Below are 8,107 nucleotides of genomic sequence, written 5' to 3'. Positions count from 1 at the left end.
TTGTTATAGACCACATTTAAGTTTAAATATGAACACCCCGAATCAGACGTATGAGCAAACTAAAACCGAGCTAATTGCTTAACTCGGTTTGAAGTGGAATACTGTCAATCTATTTCAGGACAAGACATTTAATATCGCAAATCGTTTGCTTTGATAGCAAAGCACTATTTTCAGGATGAATCATGTCAGATGTATATATTGCCGGTCAGGGTTTAGCGCAAGCCAAACACAGCATAGACTTCCCTCGCCCAGACCGTTTGGTTCAGGGCAATCCTAAACGTGAAACTGCAAGCCTGTATGTACACCCCAATATGGACTGCGGGATTTGGCAATGTGAAGTTGGCGCATGGAATATTGTCTTTGCACCCAATAAACAAGAGTTTTTTACAATCCTTGAAGGATTAGTACGTATTTATGATCAACAAGGCGGGTATATTGAAGTTTCCGCTGGCCAAGCGGGCATTATTCCCCCATCGTTTCAGGGCAAGTTTGAAGTTGTCGAAGCCGTCAAAAAATACTATGTGGTTGTTGAAGTTTAAATTACGGCACATCTCGCCATTAAACTTCTTTACCCATAAAAAACTCCCATATATGGGAGTTTTTTATACTCTGAACGAATTAGATATACGACAAATGCTTAGTGACTTGGATACAGTTTCGACCATTATTTTTTGCCGCATACAGCGCATGATCTGCTGCATCTAAGAAACGCTGATAATCAGGATGTCCATCATACTGTACACAACCAATGCTTACGGTAAAACTAAATTGCTGACCTTGTGCCGTTCGGATCAAACCCTTTTCAATATATTGGCGAATATTTTCTGCAATTTTCATCGCACGGTTTACACCAGTATCCACCAAGAGTAATAAGAACTCTTCCCCACCAATACGGAATGCATAATCGCTACCTTGACTATAACGCTGTAAGGCTTCGGCAATAAATTTGAGCGCAAGATCACCTGCCGCATGACCAAACTTATCATTGATCATTTTGAAATAATCCGCGTCAAAGGCGAGCAAAGACAACGGCGTTTCATTTTGCCGCGCAAAGGTAATTTCACGTGAAATAATCGTACTGAGATAACGACGGTTTAGGAGTTGAGTCAAAGAATCATTGCCAGACTCAATATATTCAGCCACTTGAAATAGTTGATCAACTAGATGCTGAATTTCACGGTTCAATTCACGAATCTGTTGAATCAACTGTTGCAGCTGATCTTTTTCCGTCATCTGCATCGTTTGCTGGGTTAATTGATCCACTTCATAAATTCTGTCAATAATCAGTTGAACCTGATCTGAACCTGAAAAAGCATATGCCGCTTTATGAATGAACCATAGCCCAAACTCTGATTTTGAAAATAAGGGATGATAAAAACCAACATTGCCCGAAAAGATTTTAAACATCAGTTCATTTTCCCAGTCGAGCAATGAACCCCGTTGTTTATCTTTATGCACGGCCACATCTTGCATCGCTGAAAATAAGCGATAATTGTGTTTTGTTTCTTGGTTTTTTTCCGTATTGATCTCATAAGATCGGCACATAATTTCTGTGCTGAACCCCATAATTTGCACAATATAACTGCACATATGGAGAATACTTTGCGTTTGGTTTAGCTCTAAAATTTCAAATATTTTACGTTCTATTTCACGCACACCACGTATGATGAACCATGACGGAATACCAACACGCGCGTGTACCATTCCAACTTTCTGCTGTCTTTTGACTGAGCTTTCAAATTCACCATTCAGTGCGACATTAAACGTTTCTAACAACCATTTTCTTAAAGTGTCGATGAGCCTTTTTTGAATGATATCGTCTTTAAAAAATTCAGCTGACTCTGGCTCACGTGACATTTGTTCATAAAAAACAGTAACTAAATGTTCAACATGCCTTTGGATAAATTGCAATGCTGCAAGATGTTCATTTTCAGTATATTGATCACAAATATCTTTCCAAGTCTGACTTAGACCTGTAATACATTCTTGATTCATTCGGTGACACAAACCACAGCTATTACAAAGCTAGCAATCATACCTTGCTTTACTTACATAAAAAAACAAATTTATTTGATATTTCATATTTTATCTATCTTAAAAATTAATAGAAAAATACATAACTCAATTTCAATTTATTCCAATCTTGATCATCTTGCTGCTGGTATTCATAGCCTAGTCTTAAGGCATTTTGTTGGTTGACGATATATTGTAATTCTGCATCGAGTTTCAGATTCCATTGATGTGCATCTTCCCAATACGGAAGCTCTGCCTGAACCAAACTATTTAATTTTTCTGACCAAATATTTTGGCAACCCAGTGTCGGCCCAAGGCCAACTCGCCAGCCCTGATCGAGAGACTTACCGCCCTGCACCTGCATTTGAGACTGTGCATAACACAAATGCGTGCGTTCTTGATTGGCCCAGCTATAACCGGATTGCGCTTTTAATTCAGCAACGCCATGTTGTTTCGTTTCGCTAAATTGACCTGCATCTACAGACACTTGCTGCCAGCCAAAATTAAAACCCCAGCTTAGCGGTGTTTTAAATGGCGTGATCGGGTTGTAAGAATTGACCGATAAAAAATCAAAATGATTGATCTTGAATTGTTCGTCACGATATTGGATCGAGCCATCCCAAAACATCAACTGCGTACCAATCCGAAAGCCACCTTGCGGATCGATCAAATCATGATAAGCCTGACGATGACCGAGTTCGATATATTTTTCACCTTGAACTTCACCCACGGTAGCTGAAAAATTTCGCGCATGATGTCCATTGACAGGGTCTAGACTTGGCTGCTTAGGTTCAGTCCGTTGTTTCGGTTGTGAAGATTGGCTACGTAAGGCCAAGATTTGACGCAATTTAGGCTGCGTTTCTTCCGCACTCACCTTTCGACCAATCAGCAATAAATACAGATGGTCATACGCCATTTCTAATATTTTCGCTTGCTCTGCTTCATTAAACTGAGCGAGTGCTGTCGACATCATCGCAGGTTCAATTTCAGCGAGCTTATGCGCTTCACGTGCTAAACGATATCCATGTTGCTGCGCTTGTGATAAAAGCTGCGTTTCTAATGCAGGACGATACACCGCTGCTTGAATCAGTTGTTCATCATTGATCGCTTTAATCGTTTCAACAGGAATGGAAGCGACTTTAAATTTTTCGGTTAAATTCAGTGTCGGGCGAACCAAATCCATTAGGCCCAATAATCGATATGCACAGTTATCACTGGCAAAATAATAGGGAAAACTGACATTTTGCATTTCCCAAAGATGTTTAACCAAATAACTGGTTTCTTGCTCGGTCAGTGCTAGCTCATATTCCCACAAATCACGACTTTCAAAATCACCATATTCTTTCACCTTTCGGTAGTACGGCATCAAGGAATATTCACCAGGATACTGTCCTGTTAAGCCTTTCCATGCATAAGACCAGTTATCTTCACCTGCAACTGTCGCTGCATAGTTAATGGCATAGGACACCAAATTTAGCTCTTTTTGATCTTTCGGATCGAGACGCAATAAGGTATGTCCAAACATAGAACTTGGATTACCCATAAAGTCTGTGGCGTAAATTAATGTCGCTTTATACGGCTTAATTTTCCCAAACCATTCATCAAACTCAGGGCAACTCACCACTGGTAACTGCTCTGAACGGATGGATAATTCTTGCATCAGCCACTGACTACGCGCAGGGAAACGACAACGAAAGGCTTGATTAGGTTCGGCGGGTTGAAACAGTGCAGCGATATCTGCCTCTAATTCAGCTTGAGCACTTTGGCGGCCATTTTCAGCTAAAAAATAACCTGTATAGGCAACTTCACTTTGTCCTTTATGATCTGTATATAAAAGTCGTTGCCAACTGATGTGTTCAGACAGTTTTTTTGATTGTGCAAGTTCAATATATCGCTGTAGCTCTACGGTTTTAGAGAGGTTTGGATCTACAACTTGCTGAGCATATAAGATGCTCGGAATCATAAAGGTACAAAATAAAGCAATTGATTTCATTCAGTTATATTCAAATCCATTTTTATATATTTTAGATAATAAAAAACCCTGCCGAGAGACAGGGTTTTGAAAGCATCGATTAAACGTATGCTTTAAGTACTTCATCTTTCGCCATTACGCTTTGTAATGAAGCAAGTACTTGTAGAGAAGACTGGTTTTCAGCTGAATAGATTTCAGCAAAATTTGCTTTAGACACAGCAAAGAAACGTGCTTTATCTGTTGATTGGATGTTTAAAAGCTCAGCCAAAACATTCAGGCTCTCACCTTGACCAACCGCCATATCACGAGCAAGTGATTCAGCATTTTCATTGGTAAATGTTACCGCTTGAGCAGTCACTGTACCAGTACCGCTACAACCTAAAGTACCAAAAGTAATACCAAGTAACTGGTTAGTAAAAATACCGTTGGTAGTCGCAGCTAAAATTTTAGGAATTTTACCTGATTGACCAGCCCAAACTTGAGAACCAACACCACAACCTACGTCACGGTCAGCAAAAGCAGCTGTAGAACCTAGTGCAACGACTGCAACTAAAGCTAATTTTTTTAACATGGCACTTCTCCAGGGAATTTTATTCCATTGTTTTTAATTATTAAAACATGTGTAATTTTGATTACACACCTGTAGATTAACTTGATCTTTCAGATAAGGCAAAACATTTTCATCTAAAACTTTTGGCTAAAAATAATACGTTCTTTTTCACTATTTTTTGAGCAACCAAGTACCATTTTCATCACGTTTTCCAAGGATTTTGAGTACTAAAACCAGACTGAGTAATAGCAACAAATACCAAGAACCGAGTTTCCCCCAACCGACCATATGCCATGCATCGACCTGACTTGGATATAACCAAATTTGATAGAAAGTACTGATATTTTCTGCGATCCAAATCAAAAATGCCAAAATCAACAGTACTGGTAACATGGGCAACTGAATCACATGATTTTGTAATTGAAAACTGAGCTTAGTTTTCCAAAAGATCACCACACTCCAAGCAAACAAAAACATACGAATATCTGGCACAAAAAATTTGGTCATAAAATTAAGATATGACAAAACGGCTAAGCACAGCATATTGCCAAAACGCGGTAAGTTACTGAACGACACCTGATATAGACGTAACGAACGTGCAAAGAAACTCCCCACCGCCGAATACATGAAACCTGCAAACAATGGCACAGTCAGCAGTTTGAAAACCGCAGGCTGCGGATATTGCCATGAGGCAATGTGTGGATGAGTGAGAAATATTTCCATCCCCATAGCCAGCAGATGAAACAGTGCTATGACTTTGGCTTCCGCCCAAGATTCGAGTTTTAAGTAAAGTAAACACACTTGAATGATCAGTGCATAAAACAATAAATAGTCATAACGGAAAAAGCCAAAATATTCCTGACTTCCCATTGCTGCAGTTAATGCAAAAGCGATCAGCAGTAATATCCCAAATAAGGCAGCCGAAGCTGCCTTATAAGAGAACTCAAAACATGATTTTATCATCTTGACCACGGTTGAATCCTAAACCTATTTCCTTGAAGCCTTATAAATACTTGGCACTATATTCGTGTACCGTATCAATAAAGGCTTTTGGATTGGCTGGATCTACCCATTGAGTAATACCATGACCTAAGTTCGCCACATAACCGGTTTTTTCACCGTTTGCATATGCGTCATCTAACATAGCACGCGTCGCTTTCGCGATTGCTTCAGGCGAACCATATAATGTTGCTGGGTCTAAGTTACCTTGCAATGCTGCACGGCCTGCGACTGTTTGACGTGCTACATTTAATGGCGTAGTCCAATCTAAACCAAAAGCATCTGCACCCGTTGCAATCATTGGCTCTAACCATTGACCACCACCTTTGGTAAACAAAATCACAGGAACCTTGCGTCCATCTTTTTCACGCTGTAAACCTGCCACGATTTTTTGCATGTAGTTTAGTGAAAATTCGATGTATTCACGGTGTGCTAATGCCCCACCCCAACTATCAAAGATTTGTACAGCTTGGGCACCTGCATCAATCTGCGCATTGAGATATTCAGTCACTGCCACAGCTAAACGGTCTAATAAGGCATGCAACACTTCAGGTTGTGCATACATCATTTGTTTCGTAAAACGGAAATCTTTGCTTGAACCGCCTTCCACCATATAGGTTGCCAGTGTCCAAGGACTGCCTGAGAAACCAATCAATGGGACTTGTCCGCCCAATGCTGAACGAATCGTAGTCACTGCATTCATGACATAATCTAGGTCAGATTTGGCATTAAACTTAGGTAAATTCAGTACATCTTGTTCGGTACGTACAGTTTTATGAAACTTCGGACCTTCACCTGCCTCAAAATACAGTCCCAAACCCAACGCATCAGGTACTGTCAAAATGTCTGAAAATAAAATGGCTGCGTCTAAGTCATAACGACGCAAAGGTTGTAAAGTAACTTCACAAGCAAATTCTGTATTTTTACAAAGGGATAGGAAATCACCCGCTTTTGCACGTGTTTCACGATACTCTGGTAAATAACGGCCAGCCTGACGCATCATCCAAACCGGAGTGGCATCTACCGGTTCACGTAATAAGGCACGCAAGAAACGATCATTTTTTAAGGTCGTCATTCACTTTCCCAACTTAATTCGATATTCGCATCATCATATCAAAAAGGTTGTAAATATAATAACTTCTCAAGCATTTAAAAACCGATCATGTTGAGTGCCAAAAATGATATTTACACAAAACAACTACTGCATCTCCACTTTTTTTCTGTAATACTTAGCCAGTTTTTAATACACAGTAAATGAATAATTCTTAAGGTTGAATTACATGTTCGTTCGCACCATGCTCGCACTGAGTCTAAGTTGCATATTTGCTGGTACAGCTATTGCCGCATCTACTGCTGAACAACCATTAACGCCAAAAAAAGTGACTAATGTTGCAGTTCAGGATCCCATTGATCCGCTAGCGACTGAAGCTTCATCTGCAACTAGCCAGATTAGCGCTCAAGAACAAGAAGATCTGAACCAAGCATCGAAAACTTTAGACAGCTTGCAACAATCAGAAGATGTTAAAGCCGACATCGGTGCTGCACCTGCTACAGCGACTGCTACAACTCCAACATCAACTTCGCCTGCTGCCAAAGTTGCTTGGGGTTTAAATGACCTAAATAATGCTCAGTGGTATGACAACATTGGTAAAGGTCAATTCCCTGTTTATGCACGTGCGCATGTCATGCTCAATAATGCACATGCTTCACCGGGTGCAATTGATGGTACCAGTGGTAAAAATACCCTAAAGGCGATCGCTTCATTCCAACAAATGAATGGGTTGAAACCTACAGGGACTTTAACTAAAGAAACTTGGGATGCGCTGATTGCGAAACAAGGTTCTAAACCTGCATTCATTGAATACACGTTGACTGATGCAGACTTGAAAGGTCCTTATGCAGCCTCGATTCCACACGACTATGCATTACAAGCAAAAATGAAAGGCTTGTATTACACTCGTGTGACTGAAATGTTGGGTGAAAAATTCCACATGGACGAAGACTTTTTGAAAAAGTTGAATCCAAAAGCGACATTTAAAAAAGCTGGTGAAAAAATCTTAGTTGCGAATATTCGTAACGAAGTTCCTGAAGATATTCACTTAATCGTTGCACATAAAGGCGCGAAACAACTTTACTTGTTTAATAGCCGCAACCAAATGATCGGTTCATTCCCTGCAACGATTGGTAGTTCAGATACGCCATCACCTACAGGTACATACAAAGTTACAGGTGTTGCACCAAATCCTTGGTACAGCTACTCACCTTCTAACTTTGTTCAAGGCAACAACAGAAAACCATTGTCTTTACCACCTGGTCCAAATGGTCCTGTTGGTAATATCTGGATTGGCTTGAGCAAAAAATCATTCGGTATTCACGGTACACCGAACCCATCTGCTATCTCTAAAACAGCATCACACGGTTGTATTCGTTTGACTAACTGGGATGCAAATGACTTAGGTAAGAAAGTGAAATCTGGTGTGACTGTTAAATTCTTAGAATAATTTTAGTCATATTTAAAAAAGCCTGCTTCGTGCAGGCTTTTTTTATAGTTGCGCCTTTATGTATAACAAAAA

7 protein-coding genes are annotated in these 8,107 nt (G+C 40.0%); 2 read left to right on the top strand and 5 right to left on the bottom strand.

What is annotated here, in order from left to right:
• Positions 1–182: 182 nt before the first annotated feature.
• A complete protein-coding gene (locus tag FTV38_RS13540; RefSeq protein ID WP_180022746.1) occupies positions 183–539 on the top strand; it encodes a cupin domain-containing protein in 357 nt (118 codons plus the stop codon).
• Positions 540–618: 79 nt separating this feature from the next.
• Here the strand turns inward: FTV38_RS13540 and FTV38_RS13535 are convergent, their stop codons facing one another.
• From FTV38_RS13535 to hemE, 5 genes are all read right to left on the bottom strand, one after another.
• The gene (locus FTV38_RS13535) at positions 619–1,995 is read right to left on the bottom strand and encodes a diguanylate cyclase (RefSeq protein ID WP_180022745.1); all 1,377 of its coding nucleotides are present in this window, start codon (positions 1,993–1,995) and stop codon (positions 619–621) included.
• 106 nt (positions 1,996–2,101) lie between these two features.
• On the bottom strand, positions 2,102–3,976 hold the full coding sequence (locus FTV38_RS13530) for a DUF4105 domain-containing protein (protein WP_373887018.1): 1,875 nt from the start codon (positions 3,974–3,976) through the stop codon (positions 2,102–2,104).
• Between the two features lie 109 nt (positions 3,977–4,085).
• Positions 4,086–4,556 carry a DUF3015 family protein gene (locus tag FTV38_RS13525; protein WP_078190276.1) on the bottom strand — a complete coding sequence of 157 codons (471 nt, stop codon included), beginning with the start codon at positions 4,554–4,556 and terminating at the stop codon, positions 4,086–4,088.
• 150 nt (positions 4,557–4,706) lie between these two features.
• Complete coding sequence (locus FTV38_RS13520; RefSeq protein ID WP_180022752.1) at positions 4,707–5,498, bottom strand: DUF817 family protein; 792 nt, start codon at positions 5,496–5,498, stop codon at positions 4,707–4,709.
• Between the two features lie 40 nt (positions 5,499–5,538).
• Complete coding sequence (hemE, locus tag FTV38_RS13515; protein ID WP_078191978.1) at positions 5,539–6,609, bottom strand: uroporphyrinogen decarboxylase; 1,071 nt, start codon at positions 6,607–6,609, stop codon at positions 5,539–5,541.
• Between the two features lie 205 nt (positions 6,610–6,814).
• Between hemE and FTV38_RS13510 the strand changes: the two genes are divergently transcribed.
• A complete protein-coding gene (locus FTV38_RS13510) occupies positions 6,815–8,035 on the top strand; it encodes a L,D-transpeptidase (RefSeq protein ID WP_180022743.1) in 1,221 nt (406 codons plus the stop codon).
• The last annotated feature ends 72 nt before the right edge of the window (positions 8,036–8,107 follow it).

Source organism: Acinetobacter sp. YH16044 (assembly GCF_013417145.1).
Taxonomy (GTDB): domain Bacteria; phylum Pseudomonadota; class Gammaproteobacteria; order Pseudomonadales; family Moraxellaceae; genus Acinetobacter; species Acinetobacter amyesii.
This window is presented reverse-complemented; position numbering and strand designations above follow the sequence as displayed.

Coding starts and splice junctions, on each gene's coding strand:
- FTV38_RS13540 (WP_180022746.1), top strand. CDS start 183: ATGTCAGATGTATATATTGCCGGTCAGGGTTTAGCGCAAGCCAAACAC.
- FTV38_RS13535 (WP_180022745.1), bottom strand. CDS start 1,995: ATGAATCAAGAATGTATTACAGGTCTAAGTCAGACTTGGAAAGATATT.
- FTV38_RS13530 (WP_373887018.1), bottom strand. CDS start 3,976: ATGATTCCGAGCATCTTATATGCTCAGCAAGTTGTAGATCCAAACCTC.
- FTV38_RS13525 (WP_078190276.1), bottom strand. CDS start 4,556: ATGTTAAAAAAATTAGCTTTAGTTGCAGTCGTTGCACTAGGTTCTACA.
- FTV38_RS13520 (WP_180022752.1), bottom strand. CDS start 5,498: ATGATAAAATCATGTTTTGAGTTCTCTTATAAGGCAGCTTCGGCTGCC.
- hemE (WP_078191978.1), bottom strand. CDS start 6,609: ATGACGACCTTAAAAAATGATCGTTTCTTGCGTGCCTTATTACGTGAA.
- FTV38_RS13510 (WP_180022743.1), top strand. CDS start 6,815: ATGTTCGTTCGCACCATGCTCGCACTGAGTCTAAGTTGCATATTTGCT.